Annotated in this window: 19 protein-coding genes and 2 pseudogenes; 7 read left to right on the forward strand and 14 right to left on the reverse strand. The window is 60.4% G+C overall.

Going from position 1 to position 20,669, the window contains the following annotated elements; translation table 11 throughout:
• Positions 1–67 (reverse strand): IS1 family transposase (locus tag CINSTRO3249_RS17965; protein WP_143146884.1); only part of this gene is annotated, 67 nt, incomplete at its 3' end.
• A 121-nt stretch (positions 68–188) separates the two neighbouring features.
• Between CINSTRO3249_RS17965 and CINSTRO3249_RS02690 the strand changes: the two genes are divergently transcribed.
• A complete protein-coding gene (locus tag CINSTRO3249_RS02690) occupies positions 189–1,157 on the forward strand; it encodes a toxin PirB (protein ID WP_125933102.1) in 969 nt (322 codons plus the stop codon).
• 83 nt (positions 1,158–1,240) lie between these two features.
• On the opposite strand, the gene CINSTRO3249_RS02695 is transcribed toward CINSTRO3249_RS02690, so the two are convergent.
• Positions 1,241–1,693: a DUF4385 domain-containing protein gene (locus CINSTRO3249_RS02695; protein WP_074012074.1), complete on the reverse strand. Its 453-nt coding sequence runs from the start codon at positions 1,691–1,693 to the stop codon at positions 1,241–1,243.
• A gap of 202 nt (positions 1,694–1,895) precedes the next feature.
• Positions 1,896–3,197: an MFS transporter gene (locus CINSTRO3249_RS02700; protein ID WP_174249718.1), complete on the reverse strand. Its 1,302-nt coding sequence runs from the start codon at positions 3,195–3,197 to the stop codon at positions 1,896–1,898.
• A gap of 664 nt (positions 3,198–3,861) precedes the next feature.
• Between CINSTRO3249_RS02700 and CINSTRO3249_RS02710 the strand changes: the two genes are divergently transcribed.
• Genes CINSTRO3249_RS02710 through CINSTRO3249_RS02720 form a run of 3 tightly spaced genes read left to right on the forward strand, consistent with a single transcriptional unit; the run spans position 3,862 to position 6,165 of the window.
• Positions 3,862–4,551 carry a DJ-1/PfpI family protein gene (locus CINSTRO3249_RS02710; protein WP_074012077.1) on the forward strand — a complete coding sequence of 230 codons (690 nt, stop codon included), beginning with the start codon at positions 3,862–3,864 and terminating at the stop codon, positions 4,549–4,551.
• A 55-nt stretch (positions 4,552–4,606) separates the two neighbouring features.
• Positions 4,607–5,614, forward strand: a complete 1,008-nt coding sequence (locus CINSTRO3249_RS02715; protein ID WP_074012078.1) for a 2-hydroxyacid dehydrogenase — start codon at positions 4,607–4,609, stop codon at positions 5,612–5,614.
• A gap of 2 nt (positions 5,615–5,616) precedes the next feature.
• Complete coding sequence (locus CINSTRO3249_RS02720) at positions 5,617–6,165, forward strand: GNAT family N-acetyltransferase (RefSeq protein ID WP_074012079.1); 549 nt, start codon at positions 5,617–5,619, stop codon at positions 6,163–6,165.
• A 35-nt stretch (positions 6,166–6,200) separates the two neighbouring features.
• Here CINSTRO3249_RS02720 and CINSTRO3249_RS02725 read toward each other — a convergent pair whose 3' ends face one another.
• The 9 genes from CINSTRO3249_RS02725 to CINSTRO3249_RS02775 all read right to left on the reverse strand — a co-directional run bounded on the left by CINSTRO3249_RS02725 (position 6,201) and on the right by CINSTRO3249_RS02775 (position 16,495).
• Positions 6,201–7,499 carry an alpha/beta fold hydrolase gene (locus CINSTRO3249_RS02725; RefSeq protein WP_254304283.1) on the reverse strand — a complete coding sequence of 433 codons (1,299 nt, stop codon included), beginning with the start codon at positions 7,497–7,499 and terminating at the stop codon, positions 6,201–6,203.
• 240 nt (positions 7,500–7,739) lie between these two features.
• Positions 7,740–8,957, reverse strand: coding sequence for an FAD-dependent oxidoreductase (locus CINSTRO3249_RS02735; protein WP_074012081.1), 1,218 nt, complete (start codon positions 8,955–8,957; stop codon positions 7,740–7,742).
• Between the two features lie 115 nt (positions 8,958–9,072).
• Positions 9,073–9,642, reverse strand: a complete 570-nt coding sequence (locus CINSTRO3249_RS02740) for a hypothetical protein (protein ID WP_074012082.1) — start codon at positions 9,640–9,642, stop codon at positions 9,073–9,075.
• 1,083 nt (positions 9,643–10,725) lie between these two features.
• Positions 10,726–12,063: an argininosuccinate synthase gene (gene argG / locus CINSTRO3249_RS02750; RefSeq protein WP_074012084.1), complete on the reverse strand. Its 1,338-nt coding sequence runs from the start codon at positions 12,061–12,063 to the stop codon at positions 10,726–10,728.
• Between the two features lie 224 nt (positions 12,064–12,287).
• Positions 12,288–12,695 carry a helix-turn-helix domain-containing protein gene (locus CINSTRO3249_RS02755; RefSeq protein ID WP_174249719.1) on the reverse strand — a complete coding sequence of 136 codons (408 nt, stop codon included), beginning with the start codon at positions 12,693–12,695 and terminating at the stop codon, positions 12,288–12,290.
• A gap of 465 nt (positions 12,696–13,160) precedes the next feature.
• Complete coding sequence (locus tag CINSTRO3249_RS02760; RefSeq protein ID WP_074012086.1) at positions 13,161–14,009, reverse strand: metal ABC transporter permease; 849 nt, start codon at positions 14,007–14,009, stop codon at positions 13,161–13,163.
• The gene (locus CINSTRO3249_RS02765; RefSeq protein ID WP_074012087.1) at positions 14,006–14,866 is read right to left on the reverse strand and encodes a metal ABC transporter permease; all 861 of its coding nucleotides are present in this window, start codon (positions 14,864–14,866) and stop codon (positions 14,006–14,008) included. The genes CINSTRO3249_RS02760 and CINSTRO3249_RS02765 overlap by 4 nt, the downstream gene beginning before the upstream one ends.
• A complete protein-coding gene (locus CINSTRO3249_RS02770) occupies positions 14,859–15,641 on the reverse strand; it encodes a metal ABC transporter ATP-binding protein (RefSeq protein ID WP_074012088.1) in 783 nt (260 codons plus the stop codon). The genes CINSTRO3249_RS02765 and CINSTRO3249_RS02770 overlap by 8 nt, the downstream gene beginning before the upstream one ends.
• Positions 15,638–16,495: a metal ABC transporter substrate-binding protein gene (locus CINSTRO3249_RS02775; protein ID WP_371441361.1), complete on the reverse strand. Its 858-nt coding sequence runs from the start codon at positions 16,493–16,495 to the stop codon at positions 15,638–15,640. The genes CINSTRO3249_RS02770 and CINSTRO3249_RS02775 overlap by 4 nt, the downstream gene beginning before the upstream one ends.
• Positions 16,496–16,854: 359 nt before the next feature.
• Between CINSTRO3249_RS02775 and mntR the strand changes: the two genes are divergently transcribed.
• Entirely contained in the window at positions 16,855–17,322 is a 468-nt protein-coding gene (mntR, locus tag CINSTRO3249_RS02780; RefSeq protein WP_074012089.1) for a manganese-binding transcriptional regulator MntR, read from the forward strand.
• Here mntR and CINSTRO3249_RS02785 read toward each other — a convergent pair.
• Positions 17,319–17,606, reverse strand: a complete 288-nt coding sequence (locus tag CINSTRO3249_RS02785; RefSeq protein WP_074012090.1) for a hypothetical protein — start codon at positions 17,604–17,606, stop codon at positions 17,319–17,321. The genes mntR and CINSTRO3249_RS02785 overlap by 4 nt on opposite strands.
• Positions 17,607–17,785: 179 nt before the next feature.
• On the opposite strand from CINSTRO3249_RS02785, the pseudogene CINSTRO3249_RS02790 reads away from it, so the two are divergent.
• Positions 17,786–19,093, forward strand: a pseudogene (locus CINSTRO3249_RS02790) (thiamine pyrophosphate-requiring protein); the annotation flags it as partial.
• A 22-nt stretch (positions 19,094–19,115) separates the two neighbouring features.
• Positions 19,116–20,453: a flagellar biosynthesis protein FlhF gene (locus tag CINSTRO3249_RS02795; protein ID WP_254304267.1), complete on the forward strand. Its 1,338-nt coding sequence runs from the start codon at positions 19,116–19,118 to the stop codon at positions 20,451–20,453.
• A gap of 12 nt (positions 20,454–20,465) precedes the next feature.
• On the opposite strand, the pseudogene CINSTRO3249_RS02800 reads toward CINSTRO3249_RS02795, so the two are convergent.
• A pseudogene (locus tag CINSTRO3249_RS02800) lies at positions 20,466–20,669 on the reverse strand (IS1 family transposase); the annotation flags it as partial.

Genomic DNA, 20,669 nt, shown 5'->3' on the forward strand with positions numbered 1-20,669 from the left:
GACTAAGGCCATGTCGATAAATTTCATCTGAATGGCAGCGAGGACAATGAACAGAAACTGTAACCACGTGGAAACCTCAAATAGAGGCAGAATATCACAAAAGTCAACTATTTGAAGGCATTACCGAGGTTTGCTGGCCTAGCAAAAAGGAAAATGTCTGGCAGCAGATTTTGCATGAAGTTGAAAATATGATTGAAACTTCCAAATTGGCTATTATTCAGGGGGTGTTGCGCGGGTTCATTAACGAAATGGAGGGCAAAGTAAAACATGTCAATTTTCTACTTGAAACGAATCCGGGCAGCCGTGAAGCTCATGATGCTTATATTTCGTTAGCCCGATACTTGATCGGGATGGAAGAGCATTTTTCATCATTTGATGACAAAACCAATTTACAGGTTCTGCCCATGTATACCGCCGCTTTAATGTTACAAGTTATCATCGATAAACTGGTCGATCGTGCATCTGCGTATTGTCATGCACTTTATGATAAAGAGTATAACGAAGTATTAAACAATTCAGATGGGGGTGATATTACCAATGATTTATTGGCAATAAGAGGGCACTGTCTCATGCACGGCTTTGAAGCATTGGAAATCGTGACGGCAGTGAAAGCGCACGGCATAAATGAAAGCATTATTCTGAAGACTCTGAGCTATTCGGAAGTTTTTGATCGCCCGACCAACAAAACCATGATCCAGGCGCTGATTGAGGATGACAATATGGTTGCACCGATCAAGCCGGCGTGGCTTGGCGATAATTATGCGCAAATACAATCCTTGGTCGGTTATATTGTCAGGATAGGGAATGCGCCGAGACTAGGCGGTTTGGGCATTACCTTCACCGATGGTAGCAGCTATAACATAGGTACTCTTAGCCGAGAATCGCGCAGCGTTGAATTAAAGGGTAGCGTCATCACCTGTATTGAAACCTGGGGCAGTGGTGCGATTGATGAAGCCTTATTTACCCTCAGCGATGGACGCACCTTCAGTTTTGGTGAAAGGTACAGTTATAATTACCGACGATTTGAAGCCCAGGGGCATTATATCGCCGGTCTCTACCTGGCCAGCGATAAGCCGTCGCTTTGCGGGCAGGCCGCAGGGATCATGGCGTCCTACCATTTGAGAAATGACCCAACCCCCAACCCAACCCTGCAATAATGTCGTCCTCTGGATGCCAGCATCGCCGGTTATGCCGCGTTACGGCCAAGGGGCAAGCTGCCGGGCAGAGCCTGTCACTGCCGCTAACCGTAACGCTGCTGATGGGCTTTTTTTCGCCGCAGATAATCTTCGTCGGCGCGCAGGCGATCCCAATAGCCTTTAAAGATGGCCGCCGCCGCCGCTTTGACCGGATCATTAACGCGGGGCTTTACGACCCGGTCAGCATCATATTTTCTGCCGCCCTGATGATTGGCATAACGGCGTGCGCGCGTATAGCCCATTTGGATGAATTTGCGCGCCATATCCATGCCGACGAAATCGTCCGCCCGACGGTACTGCTCAAAAAGTTGATAGAGGGTTTCGGCGGATAGCGCGGCCACCTGCGGGTTTTTAAATCGCCAATGCGGTAACATTTCCCCTTTGTAAGGTTCAACCAGCAACACACCCTGTTCGCCGCGTCCGACCTGATAACGCTCGGGATGCTGGCGAAAATCTATCTGGCTAAAATCCTGCTGATAATTGAAGGGAGTTCCCATCTTTGCTCATCCGTTTGGTCTTGCCGCAGGCGGCAGGAGACGTTGCCCCCGCCTGGCAATAGTGATAAGCATAGCGCCGGAGGGCGGGATTTTCATCCCGGCGCCACTCTGGCGCAATGTAGCACGGGCCTGACGGCATGCCGCCCACAGCCGGTCGCTCAGGCCAGGGTATCCTCCCGCTCGCGCAACAGGTGATCTTTATTCAATTGTCGCCCAAGTCGCGCAAATGGTCATCTTTATTCAATGTCATGAGCGCGAAAAGGCTGATAATAGCGGTGATGACCACATACCAGGCGGGGATGTCAAGATTGCCGGTCTGCTTGATAAGCCAGGTAATCGTCAGCCCCGCACAGCCGGAAAATACCGCGTTAGACAGCGAATACGCCAGCCCCAGCCCGGTATAGCGTACCCGGGTGGGAAACATTTCCGCCAGCATCGCCGGACCCGGACCGGCCAGCAGCCCCACCGCGCCGCCGGCGAGAAGGACCGCTAGCCCTTTTATCAGCAATGTGCTCGCCGGGTCTTGCAGTATTCGCAGAAGCGGAAAAGACAGCACTAGCAGCAGTAAGGTGGCGGTCATCAGCACGCGCCGCCGGCCAATTCTGTCGCTCAACATGCCGGCGGGAATGATGGTCAGGGCAAAACCGGCGTTGGAAATAACGGCGATCAGTAACGCGGTTTGCAGCTGGGTGTGCAGCGCCGATTGCAAGTAAGTGGGCATAATCACCAAAAAGGTATAGCCCGCCGCGGACCATGCCATCAGCCGGCCGATACCGAGGGCGATAATATAACTCATTGCGCCGGGGCCGGGGGTGACCACGGTCGCGGGCGATGCCGCGCGTGCGCGCATGAAAACGGGGGTTTCTGCCAGACTGAGGCGCAACCACAGCGCGACGGCGCCCATCGGCAGCGCCAGAAAAAAGGCGATACGCCAGCCCCATTGCCGTAATGCGTCCTGTCCTAACACCGCCGTCAGCAAGGCGACGACGCCAACGCCGGCCAGCAGGCCGAGTGCGACGGTCAACGATTGCCAGGCGCCGTACAGGCCGCGTTTACCCCGCGGGGCGAACTCGGTCATCAACGCAACCGCACCGCCATATTCACCGCCGGCGAATAAACCTTGCAGAATGCGCAGCAGCGTTAGCAGGATGGGCGCGGTGATGCCGAGATGGGCATAGGTGGGTACCAGCCCAATTAATGCGGTGGCGATGGTCATCAGCACCAGCACCAGAATCAGCGTGGGTTTGCGGCCTATACGATCGCCGAGGCGGCCGAACAGCGCCGCCCCCAGCGGGCGGAAGAAAAAGGCCACGGCGAACGAAGCATAGGTCAGGATAAGGCCGGTCATCGCACTTTCGCCCTGCAGACGAAAGAAATTTTCCGCAATCACCGTCGCCAGAAAACCGTAAACCGCGAACTCATACCACTCGATAAAATTGCCCACCGCCCCGGCCAGCAGGGCCTTTTTGTGGGACAGAGGCGACGGGTTGTGCGCCTGGTGCATAGACATATCCTTAAGCCGTATCAGAAATACCTTCGCCGGCTCGCGCCGGTTAAGCGTGTATCGTCGCCTGGCGGCAAGCGGCGCGGCCCGACAACGCGCAACGCAAGGCGGCTGTCGCGCTGCTCGCGTTATCCTAGTTTAACAGGTCACCCTGTCAACGGCCGGCCGTCGCGCCACCGTTGCTAGCCACGGTGGATTGATGCCGGTCAATCCGTAAGTCGAGCGGCAAAAAGCCGGACGGGGGGGCTGGACGTTGGCGGCAAAGACCTGCCGGCGTGGGTCGCCGGCGTTGCCTTGCGCGCGTTGGATGACGGGTGGGCGCGCCGTCATCTTGCGTGTCGTTCAACGACGGTCGGGTTAACGACGGTCCGCCACCTGAGCCGCTGGCCTATTCAGGCGGTGGGCGCTGCCTGCCGCGCCACGTTTTTGGCCCCGAGGCTCATTGCGCTGATGATAAGCCGCCCGCCCCTCCAGTTAGCAAATGAGGGGCTTGCGCCTGAAGCCCGCGCGCAGCTTTACTTATGGCACGCATTTTTGTATACCAAGTTAATTGTTTGAATGACATCTATATTACTAACTAACTGACTGTCCGGGCGCAATGGCGCTAACCCCCTAACCCTGCGGCGCGGCAGCGATGCTGTCAGCCTTCGCTTGAGGAAGCTGGATGTCCACCTCTTTTACGCTACTGTTCGCGCTCTATCCCGGCGTGACACAATTGGATTTCACGGCGACGCATCAGGTGTTCAGCCATTGGCCGGCGGCTGAGGTGCATGTGGCGTCGCTCGACGGCGCGCCGGTGAGCGCCAGCGGCCTGCATTTTAATCAGCTTGAGGCGCTGGAGGCGGTAGCGCGATGCGATTTGCTGTGCCTACCCGGTGGGCCCGGTTGCACCGACGCTATGCTGGATGCGCGGTTTACGGCGGAAATCCGCCGCTTGGCGGCCGGCGCGCATTATGTTACCTCGGTATGTACCGGCTCATTAATCCTGGGCGCCGCCGGACTGTTGCAAGGACGGCGCGCGACCTGCCATTGGTCGATGCTGGAGAGCCTGTCGTTGTTTGGCGCCGTGCCGCGTGCCGAGCGGGTGGTGCGCGATGGACATGTTATCACCGGCGCCGGCGTTACTGCCGGCATTGATTTTGCCCTGACGGTGGTGGCGGAAGTGGCGGGAGAGCGCGCGGCGCAGGCCATCCAACTGGGGCTTGAATATGCCCCGGCGCCGCCGTTTGATGCCGGTCATCCCGCCACGGCGCCGGCCGCGGTCATGCGCGATGTGAGCGAGCGGCAGGCGGCTTTTCGCACCCGTCGACTGGCCCAGGTCGCGACGGCGGCGGCGGCGCTAAAGGCGCGCTGAGAGAGAGTACGCCCGCGAAGGCGTCGGATGAGGTTTTTCCGTACGGAGTGTTGCTATGACTGTCAGCCTATTATCACACATTGATATTCCACCGGCATATCGGCCGGGATTCGCCGCTGCGGGGGTGACGCTGTATGTGGCGCCGCGAACCGATCACACCGGCCCGCTTTGGCCCGACGGCCCGCTGCAACCCGTGTTGAGCGCGGTGGGGGATGCCGCCGAGGAGGAAACGTTTGACCCGGGCGCCATCGAGGTCCTGTTGACGATAGGATCGCTTGGGATAAGCGCGCAAGACATGGCGAAGCTGCCCGCGCTGCGCCTGATTTGCTGCTTGGGGGTGGGCTATGAGCGCGTTTGTCTGGCCGCTGCCGCCGCGCGCGGTATCAGCGTCACCCACGGCCGCGGCACCAATGACACCTCGGTGGCCGATCATGCATTGGCGCTGATGTTGGCGGTAATGCGCGATATCGCGCCTCTGGACCGCGCGGTGCGCCGCGGGCAATGGCAAGACGTGCGGCGGTTGCGTCCGCAGCCGAGCGGTAAACGGGTCGGGATCCTCGGTCTGGGAACCATTGGCCGCAACATCGCCGAGCGGTGCGCGCGGGGCTTCGCCATGGAGGTCGGCTACCATAATCGGCGGCCGGTAGCGGACAGCGATTATTATTACTGCGCCAGCGCGACGGCGTTGGCGCAGTGGTGCGATATTTTGGTGATCGCCACCCCAGGCGGCGCCGCGACCCGGCATTTGGTCGACGCTGCGGTGCTCGAAGCGCTGGGGGCGGAGGGATTTCTTATCAATATTGCCCGCGGCAGCGTGGTGGAAACGGCGGCGCTGACGGCGGCGCTGCAAACGCAGGCCATCGCCGGCGCGGCGCTGGATGTGATCGAAGGCGAACCCGAGGTCCCGGCTGCACTGCTGGCGCAGGATAATCTGTTAATCACACCGCATGTGGCGGCGCGCTCACCTCAGGCGATGGCGGCGATGTACCAGCAAATGCTGGAAAATCTCGCCCGCCATCTCAGTGGGCAGCCGCTGCTGACGCCGGTCGCCGAGAAGGATTGAGGATGGACTACCGGCAACGAATTATCTCGCCAACCTTGCGGCTAGCGCTGCCGCGCGAGGAAGATGCGCCGGCTTTATTTAGCCTGGTGCAGCAGGAACGGACGCATTTGAGCCGGCATCTGGCCTGGCCGGAGACGGTTCGCTGTGAAGCCGATACGCTGGCGACGGTGCGCGCCAACCGGCGCGCCTATGCCGCCGGTGATTCGGCGGTTTACCTGCTGTGGTTACAGGAGCGGCTCAGCGGGGTGCTGTCGCTGAATAGCATCAGCGGCAGCGTGGGGGAAATAGGTTACTGGCTGGCCGCCGCCCTGACCGGCCGTGGTGTCATGTCCCGCGCCGTGCAGGCGTTGATGACGTGGTATCTGGAGGACGGCCGGCTGGATACGTTTATTTTACGCTGCGGCGTGCAAAACCGGCCCTGCAACCGCGTGGCGCAGCGTCTGGGCTTCAGTTTCTATCAACGGGAGGCGCAGGCGGAGAAAATCGGCGAGCGCTGGGTGGATCACAATGTTTACCACTGGCGCGCCGGGCGAAACACGCTGCCGCAGTGATTAACGACCTGAACCCGCGCGCCCGGCCCGGATCGTTAGCCCAACGGCCCGCCGTTATCGTCAAGCATTTGGCGCAGCCGGCGAAAGACGCTGGCGGACTGACGCAGACCGTCGTGCTCGAATTCATTGGTTACCCAGGCCTGTAAATTACCCACCCGCGCGGCGGTGGCGAGAGACAGGTCGGCGTCGACATACATGTCGTCGTGATAAATCACCGCCGCGACCGGCACCGCATTACTCGCCAGCCGGGTGAGGTCATACAGCGGCGGATAATCCTGCCGGGTGGCCAGCTGCGCCGCCGCGGCGCGAAACGGACGCAGTGAGCGGATCTCATCAAACATCCAGGGATAGATCATCTCGCCGGTGAACAACAGCGGCCGGGCATCGGACTGGAAAGCGGGAAATGCCTGGCGTACCCGCTCCGCCGCCCAGTTGCCGGCCTGCCCGGGCTGGCCATAAATGACCTCCTGCAGAACCGCATAGAGGGGATTGGCGTCATAGCCGGTCTCAGCCATGATGGCCATCAGAAAATGATCCGACAAGCGGGTTTCGGCGCTGTCGCTGAACGCCTCTTCGATAAGCCCATGCACCTGATCGAAACCGGGCCCCATCCCGAAGGCCATACCCAAAGTTTGCAGTCGGCGCACGCTGAGGCGATCGCCATCGGGCAGCCGCACGGCGCGGTCGGCGATGACATCCGCCAGGCGGGCGATCCGCGCCGCGTCGGCGGGATAACGGCGGAAATAGCACGCGTTTTTCGCCGCCACCCGGGGGTAAGTGCGGCGATAGACTTCATCGGCAGTCGCGTCGAGGCCCGGCAGCCCGCCGGTGACGTAGCAGGCGGCGAGGCCTTCGGGCGCCAGAGATAAATAGCTCAGAGTCAAAAAGCCGCCGTAACTTTGCCCCAGCGTCTCCCAACGATCGCCGCCGAACAGCCGCGTGCGCAGAAATTCGCAATCGCGCACGATGCTGTCGGCGCGAAAGTGCCACAAATACGCCGCGCCCGCATGTGGGTCCATCGTCGCCAGCGTGGCGCTTTCCACCCGGCTGCTGCGGCCGGTGCCCCGCTGATCCAGCAAAATAACCCGGTGGGTCTTCAGCGCTTCGGCAAGCCATACCGGGCCGCCGCCCTGCGGGCGCGGCCCCTTACCGCCGGGGCCACCCTGAAGAAACGCGAGTTTCGGTAAGGCGTGGTGTCGCTTGCGCGGGTCGACGACCTCGCGCACAAACAGCTCCAGCGTGCGGCCGTCCTCCGGCTGCGACCAATCCAGCGGCACCTTGACCAGGTGTTCCTTGATAAACATGCCGGGCAACATATATTCACAGACGCTCAACGCAAGCTCCAGGGCTGATGGCGAAGCCGGCGCGGCCACATGGGCGCCAGGCAGAGCGGACAGTGTAAAGCAAGCGGCCGGCGCGGGGAAAGGGCTATCGCTGAGCACAAGGCAGCGCTTGGTAGGGCGGCCGCGTCCACTTGGACGTGGAGCAGCACGCTGACCGCCTCCGGCTTGGGGGGCGAAGGTGGCCTGGATCACGGGGGCGCGGGGCGGGCTGATATGGGCGTAGCGCAGGGGTTAGCGCTGTAATAGCGCTCGCCGCGGCCGTTCGGGGCGGAACCCCAGGCCGATAATCCTGCCGGCCAGACGCGGCAACCAGGGACGCTGGCGCAGCCAGCGTTCCAGCGCCGACGGTTTACGTGCAGGGCGAGGCGCGCGCTGCGCCTTGCCGGTCATCATAATTTGCAGCGCCTGGGTGGCCCGGGTGGGGAACTGGCGGCGACGCTGTACGCGATGAAGCTCACGCAGGCCGACCACGCCGCGTGCCAGCGGCGTTGCCAACAAATTGGCGGTGGCGACCGCGTCCTGTATGGCCAGATTGACGCCGACGCCGCCAATGGGCGACATCGCATGGGCGGCATCGCCGATACACAACACGCCCGGGGCGGCCCAGTGCGTCAGTCGGTCGATGCGGATATCCAACAGCTTCACCTGCTGCCAGTCGGTAATCTGCCGCCGCAGCCGTTCGATGTCAACCGGTGCCACTCCCGCCACCTGCTGTAGCAGCGCTGCTAACCCCTGCTGCTGTAGCGCGGCGAAACTGCCTTTGACGATGCTGTAACCGCACTGCCAATACTCACCGCGGTCGAGCATAATGAAATTATTTTTCGGCCCGCCGTGGCCGCTGGCCCAGCCGTCGTCGCCGGCCTCCTTCGGCAGTTTCATCCACACCACGTCGCGCGGGGCGCCGAAATTCTCAACCTGCAACCCGGCGGCGGCGCGCACCATCGAGCGGCGGCCGTCGGTACCTATCACCAGTGGCGTGGTGATGGCAAGGGCGCCAGCGTCGTCCTCGGCATTGACGCCGATGATTCGCCCCTGGTGCTGGCGCAACGAAACGCCACGGGTCGCGCGCAGCAGCGTAAAGCCCGGTAACGTTGCCGCCTGCTCCGCCAGGAAATTAAGGAAATCCCACTGTGGCATCAACATCATGTACTGGCAGCGTCCGGGCAGACGGCTGAAATCGGCCATCGTGACCGTCTTACCCTGCAGCTCGCCGCGCAACGTCGTCACTTTTTTATGGGGTAACGCCAACAACCCTTCCAGCAGTCCCAGGTGGTGCATGATGGCCAGCGTGGAGGGATGAATGGTGTCGCCGCGAAAATCGCGGAGGAAATCACGGTGTTTCTCCAACACCGTGACCGCGACACCCGAGCGCGCCAATAAATAGCCCAGCATTAATCCGGCCGGCCCGCCGCCGATACAGCACGGCGTGGTAAGTCTTCTCTCGCCCATGGTGAGTGCCCCTTGCCCGCGTAAAGTTCAATCATAAGGAGCAGGCGTCATGTTGCAAATAATTATCGTTTACTTCTGTTATTGGCGGCACCGATGAGGCACCGTTGGCGCGGTGTTAAAAGAAACCGATATGGTGCAAATGGAAACACGGCGCCGGCGACGGGCCCGCTTGCGGCAGAAACGCCCCCAGCACCATAGTCAGGCTTTGCGTATCGCAGGGCAGCCTCAGATGCTGATAATGGCGGCGTGGCGCATCCAGCAAATAGAGATGGTCTGCAAACACGATGACGTTCAGCGCGCGACACTCCGGGGAGGTGACCAAACGGCCGCTGAGTTCGTGTGCCTCGCCTAACGTCAATACGCCGTTAAGAAGTTCAAGATCAAGCAGCGCCCGCGCCAACTGCGCCGGCGATTCTGCCGTACGGCGGCGGTAATGCAGGTCACGGCGTACGATGTCGCGGCTCATGGCGTGACCGGCCAAGCCATCTAATAACCGCCGGCGCTTGATGCCTTGTGCAATTTCCAGCGCGATGTCCACGGTGTTCTGACCGCTGGCCTCGCACCGTTTAGCGCCGAAAAACGTATGGAAGGTTTGCGGCCAGAGTCGGTGGCTGTCGGCATAACGCAGACGATGCGTGAGATAATATTCCAGTTCGTGGCGGCTGTCATCGAGCAGGTCCGGCAAGGGATAAACCGTCTTTCGCGAGACACTGCGCGGCGAAGCACGATCACTTGATGGCGAACTGACCTGTCGCACCTCGGACGGCGACAGGGTGCGCGCAGCGGGTACCGGCCCTCGGCGTGCCGCCAGCGGAGCAGACGGCGGCAGAGGGGCGGCAACACACGACGGCTGGGTGGCTGACGCCGGCAAGGCACGCCGGGGCAAAGCCACAGATGACGGCGGGCACATGATTTGCGCGGCCGGCGCAGGCGACGGCGACTGGGTGGCGGCAACACACGACGGCTGGGTGACAGACGCCGGCAAGGCACGCCGGGGCAAAGCCACAGATGACGGCGGGCACATGATTTGCGCGGCCGGCGCAGGCGACGGCGGCTGGGTGGCGGCAACACACGACGGCTGGGTGGCAGACGCCGGCAAGTCACCCCGGGGCAAAGCCACAGATGACGGCGGGCACATGACTTCTTCAGCCGGCGCAGCCGACGGCGGCTGGGTTCGGGGCAGCGCCGAGGGGATGACGCAAGTTGGCTGCGCGGCTGGCGCGGCGGGAACGGAAGAAGATAACTTTACGCTGAAAGAAAGCGCAGGGCCGTCGCCGGCGGCACGACGTAAGGAGAGCTTGCGGGGTAACGCGACCGGGACGGCCTGCGGGCCATTCGGTTGCTGCGTGTCCGAGGTGTCAGCACGGCAGGCAGGTGGCGTCGAGGGGGAATGGCGGCCAATGATCATGCCTGCGGCTCCTCAGGGGTTAAGCGTAAGCTAGGAATAGACGCTTAACCTGCCCCGATCAAGTCAGCAAGACATGTGCCGGACGTTAACGACACCAGCGGAGCATGCCCCGCGCCGGTTGGCTGCGGCGCGGCGAAGGAAACAGTAAACGAAAGAGGGCGCCTGCGGCAAACTTCTGCACGCTAAAGGGGGCTGCTGGCGGCAAGGCGCAGCTCACCGAGGCGGATGGTGAGGCGTGCCGGTCGGAACGAAACGGGGTCATCTGCCGTGTCGCCAGGGCGATGACCCCGCAAGGGGCGGAACAGCTAAACGGCACCCAAGCCGGTGCGGTCCGTGCCAAGACGGCCCGCGCGGCCGGAATTAGTTGCCGTGCTTGTCCTCAAGCTTGGGCACGCCGCTGTCGTCGGCGGCGGAAAGCAGGCCGGTGCCGATGTAATTGATAAGCTTGGCGCGGGTATCGGTGATATCCAGATTGCGCATGGTCAACTGACCGATACGATCCTCCGGCGAGAAGGTGGATTCCCCTTTCTCCATCGTGAGACGCTCCGCCATATAGGTCAAATTGTCGGAAACGGTATTCAGAATGGAATAATCGTTGCCGCGGCGCAATTCCAGCGTCACCTCGCCCGTTATTTCGCTGGCGACCCAGCGCTGAGTCGCGTCGCGCAGCATCAGCGCCTGCGGATCGAACCAGCGGCCCTGATACAGCAGGCGGCCCAATTGACGGCCGTTGGCGTGATACTGATCGATGGTGTCTTCATTATGAATACCGGTCAGCAAACGTTCATAGCCGATATGCAATAACGCCATGCCCGGCGCTTCATAAATGCCGCGGCTTTTCGCCTCGATAATACGGTTTTCAATCTGATCGCTCATGCCCAGACCATGACGACCGCCGATGCGGTTGGCTTCCAGCAGCATCGCCACCTGATCGTTGAAACTCTGGCCGTTGATCGCCACCGGCAGACCGCGCTCGAAGCGCAGCGTCACTTCTTCCGCCGGGATGCGCACATTTTCATCCCAGAATTTTACCCCCATAATGGGATTGACGATCTTCACGCTGGAATTAAGATACTCCAGCTCTTTCGCTTCGTGGGTGGCGCCGAGAATGTTGGAGTCGGTGGAGTAGGCTTTCTCGGCCGACATTTTGTAATCGAAACCGGCCTCGGTCATGAACTGAGACATCTCCTGACGGCCGCCGAGTTCATTGATAAAGTCGGTGTCCAGCCAGGGTTTATAGATTTTTAATTCGGCGTTGGTCAGCAGGCCGTAGCGATAGAAACGCTCGATATCGTTACCCTTGTAGGTGCTGCCGTCACCCCAGATATTAACGCCGTCCTCTTTCATCGCGGCCACTAACATAGTGCCGGTGACGGCGCGGCCGAGCGGGGTGGTATTGAAATAGGTCACGCCGGCGGTGGTGTTGTGGAATGCGCCGCATTGCAGGGCGGCCAACCCTTCCGCCACCAACTGCTTGCGACAGTCAATCAGACGGGCTTGTTCGGCGCCGTAGGCTAATGCCTTGCGCGGAATGGCGTCATAATCATCTTCATCCGGCTGGCCGAGATTCGCGGTATAGGCGTAAGGCACCGCCCCTTTCTGACGCATCCATAGCAGTGCGGCACTGGTATCCAGACCCCCGGAAAAGGCAATACCCACGCGTTGATTGACCGGTAGATGTCTGAGAATCGTTTCCATTGATGTGAGCCCTATAAGAGAAAATGACAGCAAAAGGTGAAATCGCCCGTCGCGGCAGGCTGCCGATGCATTATCTTAAGGAAACTCTCCCCGGAACGCTACCCTTTAAGCGGCGGCGCCGGTGGGGTAATCCCGGCGCCGCGCGTCGTCGACCCTGGGTGACGGCCGCTGCGTTTGCCTCACGCCGACCACCGGCGCAATGTCTGCCGCCGACAGGTGGCGAATTAGCGCTCTGACGGTAGTTCGGTGCAGGACGTGCCGGCGCTCCCGGTCATAATGCGTTCATCGTCAACGGACGCGATGTCGTTCGACGCGCCGTTGGCTGCGGCGGTCGCCGACGCCACCAGCGGTCCATGGACACGCGCATAGGCCAGTCCGTAGCGATAAAGCCGCGCGCCCAGCCAAATCATGCCGTTTTCATCACGTTCCAGTAAACGACTCGCGACCAGTACCTCCACCAGCGAGTAAATGCTGGACAATGGGGCAGAAAGATCTTTCGCGACTTCATAGGTCGTGATGGGGCACTGCCGGTTTTGTAAACAGTCGAGAATTTGCAACGTGCGGTCAATGCCGCGCACGCGGGTGCGACGCTGGCTGCCGGTTTTGCTGGGGGCTTGCACGCTTTTGTTCATTATTGTCTCCTGAGCTGCGAGGCCGGAACGCCGCCGGTCCGGCGAATAACCCGACGCGCGCTCTTGCTGACTGCGGCCCATAAACGTGCGCAGCACTCCGACCGGAAAAGGGGGCCGGGCGCGAAAGCCCGGCTCGTGCTTCACTATCGGCAACGCGCAAAAAATATTTAGCCGCCGTTCGCGTTTTTGCGGGCTGTAACGAAACACCTCCGTTTAGCGTTGGCCTAAGATGGCGGACGGCGGGGGATTAATTGAAGAGCAGGGAGGGCAGGACAGCCGCTGGGCAGGCTACCAGGTATGTTGGCAGCTGCGCGGAGGCGAGCAGTAGGAGGGTCAAGTATGGCTGGACAGCCGCTGGGCAGGCTGCCAGGTATGTTGGCACGCCGCGTGGCGCCTTTGCGGGCCGCATCTGTTGACGGGACGGTGGTGTAACGGGAGAAAGCCCCGTCGCCCTGAGCGTCTATGTTAGGGCATCAGGCTTGCGCGGCGTCGACCGGTGATATGACGGTAGGCGACCGCCAGCACAAACAGCAGGCTCTGAACCAGCACGATACAAGGACCCGTGGCGGCGTCGAAATGAAAACTGAGCAGCGTGCCGCTGACGCTGGCGACGGCGACGGCGGCGGTCAGCAGCGCCAGCGCCAGCATGGAGTCAAAGCGGCTGCACAGCGTTAAGGCGGTTATACCGGGGGTAATCAGCATGGCGATCACCAAAATAACGCCGACGGCCTGCAGCGATGCCACTACGGTCAGCCCCAGCAGGCACAACAACCCATAATGCAAAAGCGGAATGCGCAGTCCCAGCACCGTCGCCTGACCCACATCAAAGCAGAACAGCGCCAGATCCCGCCGCTTTAGCAGCACCACCAGGGTGACCACCCCGGCGATTAACAGGGTATGCAGCAATTCGCGCGGGGAAATGCCGAGCACGTTGCCGAATAAAATATGGTTGAGGTGCTGGTCGGTATCGATACGGGTGAACAGCACCAGACCGAAACCGAACATGCCGGTGTAGAGTATGCCCATCACCGTATCCTCTTTCAGCCGGCAGCGATCGCGAATATAGCCGGTGCCCAGCGCACAGCCGACCCCCGCCACGAAGGCGCCTACCGACAGCGGAATACCGGCGGCAAAGGCCAGCACGATCCCCGGTAGTACCGCATGGGAGATGGCATCCCCCATCAGCGACCAACCTTTGAGAACCAAAAAGCACGACAACACCGCGCAGACCGTGCCTGTCGCCAGCGCCGCCAGCAGGGCGCGCTGCATAAAGGGGTAGCTCAAGGGATCCATCAGCCAGTCGAGCCAACTCATGGCACCGTCTCCGGGGGTGCCAGCCGGCGCCGGCGGGCAGCCAGCAAGCCGTGGCGCGGTGCGACCACCCAGGTCAGTAAGAACAGCAGCGTTTGTAGCGTAACAATCACGCCGCCGGTAGCGCCATCGACAAAATAGCTTAACCAGGCGCCAACGGCGCAGGTGACGGCGCCAAAACCGACCGACAGCGCAATCAGGCGTGAGAAACGGTCGGTCAGCAGCCAGGCGGTAGCGCCGGGGGTGATAACCATAGCCATCACCAGGATCGCGCCGACGGTTTGCAGTGCGGCGATGATGCTGGCGCTTAACAGCACGAAAAACACCAGTTTAAGGCGCAGCGGCGCCAGGCCGAGCGAGCGGGCGTGAACCTCGTCGAAAAACACCGCCAGCAAATCCTTGCGCAGACAAAACAGCACCACACAGGTCGCGCCGCTTATCCATTGCACTTGCCGCACATCTTCGGCCGCGATGGCGATGATATTACCGAACAGAATCGTTTGCACATTGACCGCGGTGGGATTTAGCGAAACCAGCAGCAGCCCGGCGGCAAAGAATGTGGAAAACACATAGCCGATAATGGCGTCTTCGCGCAGGCGGGTAAGGTGGCGCGTCAGCGCCATGGTAAGCGCCGCCAGCAGGCCCGTTACAAAAGCGCCGGCGGCGTAGGGCAGGCCCAGCGCATATGCGGCGGCAACGCCCGGCATCACCGAGTGGGACAAGGCGTCGCCCATCAGCGACCAGCCTTTCAGTATCACAAACGCCGACAAAAACGCGCAGGAGGCCCCCACCAGTGCGCTGACCCAAATCGCGTTACGCATGTAGGCATAATGCAGTGGCTCCAGCGCCCACTCAAGCATCCGCCGGCGCTCCCGTCAGGACCTGCAGCGGCAGACTGCCGCCAAAGGCGCGGCGCAGGTTGTCGGCGGTAAAGGTGTTCTCCACAGGGCCGGCGGCGACCACGCCGCCGTTAATCAGCACCACCCGATCGCAGTAGGTCGGTACGCTGGCGAGGTTATGGGTAGAAATCAATACCAGATGCCCCTCCTCGCGCAGTTGGCGCAGCAGGGTGATGATGGTGCTTTCGGTCTGGCTGTCCACGCCGGTAAAGGGTTCATCCAGCAGCAATATCCGCGCCTGCTGCGCCAGCGCCCGCGCCAGGAAGACCCGCTTTCGCTGGCCGCCGGACAGCTCGCCTATCTGCCGCCGGCGCAGCGCGGTCAGACTCACGCGGGCCAACGCCCGATCCACCTCCAGGCGATCCTCGCGCGACGGGCGACGCAGCCATGACATGTTGCCGTAGCGACCCATCATCACTACATCCTCCACCAGTACCGGAAAATGCCAATCGACGTCTTCGCTTTGCGGGACATAGGCCACCTGATTGTGCCGCAGGGCGACCGACACCGGCAGCCCGTTGAGGCGGATGAGGCCGGCGCTGGGGCGTACCATTCCCATGATACTTTTGAACAGCGTGGACTTGCCGCTGCCGTTAACGCCGAGCAGTCCGCACAGCGTGCCGCCTTCAAGCGTGAAGCCGGCGTCGCGCAAGGCGGTATGTCCATTATGATAAGTGACCGTCAGACCGCTCACCGCCAGGTGGGTGCGCGGGTATGCTACTGCGGGGGCGCTCATTGGCCAAACCCCTTGGCGATGGTATCAACGGTGGTGCGCAGCAGGTCGAGATAGGTAGGCACCGGCCCGTCGGCGGTGGACAAGCTATCCACATACAGCACACCGCCATAGCGGGCGCCGGATTCCTGGCTGACCTGGCGCGCCGGTTTATCGGAAATGGTACTTTCGCTAAACACCACCGGGATGTGATAGCGACGGACGGTATCAATGACCTTTTTCACCTGTTGCGGTGTGCCTTGCTCGTCGGCGTTAATCGGCCAGAGGTAAACCTCGCGCAGCCGGTAGTCCCGCGCCAGATAACTGAATGCGCCTTCGCTGGTAACCAGCCAGCGTTGCTCATCGGGAATTTTTGCCAGCCGCGCGCGCAACGGGTCATCGAGCGCCTTGATTTCGTCGGCATAGCGTTTAGCGTTGCGATTGTAAACCGCCGCATGGGTGGGATCGTGCTTGACCAGCGCCCGACGGATATTCTCGACGTATACCAGCGCGTTGGAGGGCGACATCCAGGCGTGGGGATTGACGCGGTCGTTGGCGCCGCCGTCGCGGATCGGCATGGGTTCGATACCTTCGGTGACGACCGCCGACGGCACGTCGTGTAATTGGTCGAAGAAGCGGCGAAACCAGCGTTCAAGGTTCATACCGTTCCACAGGATAAGGTCCGCCTTTTGCGTCTTGACGATATCCCGCGGCGTGGGCTGATAATCATGCACCTCCGCGCCCGGCCGGGTGATGGAATGCACCTCAGCCGCGTCCCCGGCGACCTGTCGCGCCATGTCCTGAATCACGGTAAAGGTGGTAATCACCTGGAAGGGTTTTTCCGCCCGTGCGCTGCCGGTGAACAGCGCGACCAGCATTCCCGCCAGCATCAGACGCAGCGTAAAAGGCGAGCGGGTGAAAACGTGGCGAGCAGAGGATGTCGTAGTCATGGCGATTTCCCGGGTGGCGGTTAACGTCTGCGAAAGCGGCACTCAAGCCTGTAGCGGGCATCAGGTTTGCGGACCCCTGGCCCAAACGCGTCGGGGGGCGACCTGTCGTCGGTGCCTTGCCGGCGCGCTGCTGGCATAATCAACAGATATAGCATAGGCTATATTAGATAGCAAAAGCAATTAATTCAAAATTTTGTACTCGACCGCTCTTCGTTTACACTGTTTAGCCATAATGTGCCTGTCCCGCCCGCGCGGGACCGTTGGGCATGACATAACGAGGAACAGGCATGACCCAGGATGATTCATCCGCGCTGTCCAGCGATCTCACGCCGTTGGTGGACGTGAAAGAGCATGTACAGGGATTTTTGCAGGTGCGTGAAGCGCATCGGCGGGAGCTAATAGATGACTATGTCGAGCTGATAGCCGATCTGATCCGCGACTGCGGCGAAGCGCGCCAGGTTGATCTGGCGGCGCGGCTGGGCGTGTCACAACCCACGGTGGCCAAGATGCTGAAACGGCTGGTGGCGGCGGGGCTGGTGGAGCAACAGCCCTATCGCGGCATTTTTCTCACCGCCGAGGGGGAAGCGCTGGCCCACGAAAGCCGCATGCGCCACCAGATTGTCGAATCTTTCCTGTTGGCGCTAGGCGTCAGCCCCGAAACCGCACGCCGCGACGCGGAGGGGATAGAGCATCACGTCAGTGACGAAACGTTACAAATTTTCCGCCGCTTCGCCGATAATCCCGAAAACCGTTAATCCCTTCCGCTAACGCTTTCCCACGCCGCCTGGCGCAGTATCCGCGCGCCGGCGACATCCCTGGTATGAGCGTCGGCGCCGCCCGCATCGCCGCGCCGGCGACAGCGTCCCACCGCCAGTAAAAGCGCTGCCCGCATCGCCGCGCCGGCGACAGCGTCCCACCGCCAGTAAAAGCGCTGCCCGCATCGCCGCGCCGGCGACAGCGTTCCACCGCCAGTAAAAGCGCTGACCGCATCGCCGCGCCAGCGACAGCGTCCCACCGCCAGTAGATGCGCTGCCCGCATCGCCGCGACGGCGACAATCCTCTGGCGCCTGGTCAACGTGGCTGTCGCTAGCCCACCGCTGCCACGCCGGCGCCGGGATGCGCCAAATTGAACTATGCTTGAAGAAGCGATTTTTATTAACGAAATCAATACGGCGGCGCGGTGACAGGCGGCGCCATTGGCATAGCCGAGGCATAACCATGACAATCAAGACCAGCGATTTTTTTGTCGAGCGCCTGAAAGCCTGGGGCGTTAGCCGTATCTACGGTTACCCCGGCGACGGGATCAACGGCGTACTGGGCGCGTTGCAGCGCGCCGCCAAACGCGGCGAGGGTATCGAGTTTATTCAGGTGCGTCATGAGGAAATGGCGGCATTCATGGCCACCGCCCACGCCAAACTGACCGGCGAGACGGGCGTGTGTCTTTCCACCGGGGGGCCGGGGGCCACCCATTTGTTAACCGGTCTGTATGATGCACGCATGGATCATGTCCCGGTACTGGCCATCATCGGGCAGGCGGAAACCTCGTCGCGCGGCGCCAGCTACCAGCAAGAGCTGAATCTCGATCGCCTGTTTGCCGATGTGGCGGATTATGTCCAGGAAGCGGCGGTGCCGGCGCAGGTACGCCATATGCTGGATCGCGGCATGCGCGTGGCGCAGGCAAAAAACGGCGTCGCGGCTCTGATTCTGCCGAAAGATGTACAGGACGCGCCTTGGGAGGCGCCGGCCGTTGCCCACGGGTTTACCCGCTCCGGCGTCGGTTATCATTCGCCGCGGGTGGTGCCGCAAATCGCGGATTTGAACCGCGCGGCCGAGGTGCTTAATGCCGGTAAAAAAGTGGCGATTCTCATCGGCGCCGGCGCGCGCGGCGCCGCAGAGGAAATTATCGACGTCGCGGATATTTTGGGGGCAGGGGTGGCCAAGGCGCTGCTCGGCAAAGACGTGCTGCCGGACGATTTGCCGTTTGTCACCGGCGCTATCGGACTGCTCGGCACGCGGCCGTCGTCGGATATGATGAGCGAATGCGATACGCTTTTGATGATTGGTAGCGGTTTCCCCTGGGCGGAGTTTTTGCCGGCTGATGGCCAGGCGCGGGGCGTACAAATCGATATTGAACCGTCCATGCTGTCGCTGCGCTATCCAATGGAGGTCAACTTGCACGGCGATGGGGCAGAAACCTTACGCGCGCTGCTGCCTCTTCTCAGGCGCAAGACCCAGCGCGCCTGGCAAAACAACATCGGTCGGCAAATGAAAAAATGGTGGCACACTTTGGAAAAACGGGCCATGGCGCCGGCCAGCCCTGTCAATCCGCAACGGGTGGTGTGGGAAATGTCGCCGCTGCTGCCGGCCGATGCCATCGTCACCTCCGACGCCGGCTCCTGCGCCAACTGGTTTGCGCGCGATCTCCGTATCAAGCGCGGGCAACGCGCCACGCTGTCCGGCAGCTTAGCATCGATGGGCGCGGCGGTGCCCTATGCCATCGCCGCCAAATTCGCCTACCCCTCACGGCATAGGTATCTACACATTTATCGTGATACCTGTTATTACTTTGCAGAATGATTTCAACCTATCTGTTGGCGGGATTGACTCTCGCCTTACCCGCCGATATCAGACGCTGGTTAAACAGCATATGACGCCCGCGGCTCTTCTTGCTTCTGCGGTTAAAGACCTCGCAAGTGCTCAAAAATCAACTTTCGCAACTACCCAAGCTGTCTGGCGTTTTCTGAATAATAAGCGAATTAGCTTCAGTCAACTCAATGAGCCAATTATTTCGCTAGCACTTGAGCAAATTTCGCTTAGCCCGCATCCATACGCTCTCGTTGTTCATGATTGGTCACGTTTACAATTTCTTTACCATCATGCCAAATACGGACGCTTAAAAATGACGCACGGTGGCGATGTTGGATATGAACTTCAAAGCAGCTTGCTGGTTGATGCTGGCACGGGTTTGCCAATAGCGCCTCTATCTCAGACACTTACCGATGCAACCGGTTGTCATTCAACGTTGGCGGAAGGACTGTCCGAACGGCAGACACATATGGACGCCTTGACGACCGATATTGCCCGTGTGGAATCGCTTAATATAGGTAAAAAGCTGATTCATATAATTGATAGAGAGGGTGACTCTATTGGACATATGCGGACGTTGAGTACTCAAGGAATATGCTGGCTTATCCGAGGAAAAGAAGGACATGGTGCAGAGTGGCAAGGTAATTCATTGAAAATTGGTGAGATTGCTGCTCTTCTGCCATACAACGGATGCGGACAGGTAGACTGGAAAGGGAAAAAAGCTGATATGGAAATCAGTGAAACCTCGATAGTCATAACCCGAGCTGCGCAGCAGAAGCGTAAAGATAAAGAAACCGGCCGCCGCATAAAAATCCAACCTGGAGAGCCTCTGACGGTCAGATTGGTTGTTGTTCGGCTTACGGATGATCTCGGTAATGTGGTGGGACGCTGGACGCTGCTTACAAACGTTTGCAGCGAGATCACCTGCGAGGAAGTAGCTCGTTGGTATTACTGGCGCTGGAATATTGAATCATTTTTTAAGTTGCTGAAAGGTGCCGGACATGACGTAGAAACATGGCTTCAGCGCAGCGCGCCAGCCGTACTACGCAGGTTGTTAATAGCCAGTATGGCTGCTGTTCTGGTATGGCGGCTGCAACGCGCTGAAGGAGAAGAAAATGCGGCAGCCCGCCAGCTGATATGTCGCTTGTCAGGACGACAGCAAAAGCGAGGCCGCAGAGAGAGCGCTCCTGCTCTGCTCGCTGGCCTATCCATCTTGTTGAATACACTAAAATTATTATCGGAATATAGTCTGGAAGAACTTACTCATTTAGCGAGAGTTGCTCTTAAGCCTCCTCCCTGATGTGTAGATACCTATGCGTTTAATGCGGGTACGGAGCGTCAGGTTATTGCGCTCTATACGTTGCGTGAAGATCTTGCCAGTCAGATGTTTCTGCTTCGGCACCTCTCTTGCATAGCTGCCCCAGTTGTCACTGGTAATCATGCCGATGTTGAACGGCGTCAACAGAGCCAGCAATTCACGGCAGGTCTCATCGGTTCGGGGGCCAAAAGTGTAGGC

It is taken from the genome of Candidatus Sodalis sp. SoCistrobi, from assembly GCF_900143145.1.
Taxonomy (GTDB): domain Bacteria; phylum Pseudomonadota; class Gammaproteobacteria; order Enterobacterales; family Enterobacteriaceae; genus SoCistrobi.